The sequence below is a fragment of the Sinorhizobium medicae genome, assembly GCF_007827695.1.
In the GTDB taxonomy this organism is placed as follows: domain Bacteria; phylum Pseudomonadota; class Alphaproteobacteria; order Rhizobiales; family Rhizobiaceae; genus Sinorhizobium; species Sinorhizobium medicae.
In genome coordinates this window covers 1-1,063 of the sequence record NZ_VITA01000068.1, presented here as the reverse complement: position 1 = coordinate 1,063, position 1,063 = coordinate 1, and the positions used below count along the sequence as shown (strand labels likewise).

The following is a 1,063-nucleotide window of genomic DNA, read 5'->3' as shown; positions in this document are numbered from 1 at the left end:
CTCAATAGAGGACCACGCTTCGAATGCTCTCGCCGGAATGCATGAGTTCGAACCCCTTGTTGATGTCCTCGAGCGGCATGGTGTGGGTAATCATCGGATCGATCTCGATCTTGCCCTCCATGTACCAGTCGACGATCTTCGGGACGTCGGTGCGCCCGCGCGCGCCGCCAAAGGCGGTGCCCATCCAGGTGCGGCCGGTGACGAGCTGGAACGGCCTGGTCGAGATCTCCTGACCGGCCCCGGCAACGCCGATGATCACCGACTTGCCCCAGCCGCGATGCGAGGCTTCCAGCGCCTGGCGCATGACCCTGGTGTTGCCGGTGCAGTCGAAGGTGTAGTCGGCGCCGCCGATCTGATCGGCACCGCGCTTCGTCAGATTGACGAGATAGGGCACGATGTCCTCGCCCACTTCCTTCGGATTGACGAAGTGGGTCATGCCGAACTTTTCGCCCCAGGGCTTCTTGTCGTTGTTCAGGTCGACGCCGATGATCATGTCGGCGCCGGCCAGGCGAAGCCCCTGGATGACGTTGAGCCCGATGCCGCCGAGGCCGAAGACGATGGCGGTGGCGCCGATCTCCACCCGTGCGGTGTTGATCACCGCGCCGATGCCGGTGGTGACGCCGCAGCCGATATAGCAGATCTTGTCGAAGGGGGCGTCCGGATTGACCTTGGCGACGGCGATCTCCGGCAGCACGGTGAAGTTCGAAAAGGTCGAGCAGCCCATATAATGGTGGATCTTGTCGCCACCGATCGAGAAGCGCGAGGTGCCGTCCGGCATCAGCCCCTGGCCCTGGGTGGCGCGGATGGCGGTGCACAGATTGGTCTTGCGCGACAGGCAGGAGGGGCAGGAGCGGCATTCCGGCGTATAGAGCGGGATGACGTGGTCGCCCTTCCTGACGCTGGTGACGCCCGGGCCGACATCGACGACGATGCCGGCGCCCTCATGGCCGAGGATCGCCGGGAACAGCCCTTCCGGATCCGCCCCCGAAAGCGTGAAGTCGTCGGTATGGCAGATGCCGGTCGCCTTCACCTCGACCAGAACCTCGCCGGCCCGCGGCCCTTC

1 protein-coding gene is annotated in these 1,063 nt (G+C 64.9%); it reads right to left on the bottom strand.

The genetic code is table 11. The features are described from left to right. Nucleotide 1: 1 nt before the first annotated feature. On the bottom strand, nucleotides 2-1,063 hold a 1,062-nt coding region (locus FB009_RS32580), incomplete at its 5' end, for an S-(hydroxymethyl)glutathione dehydrogenase/class III alcohol dehydrogenase (protein WP_024312464.1).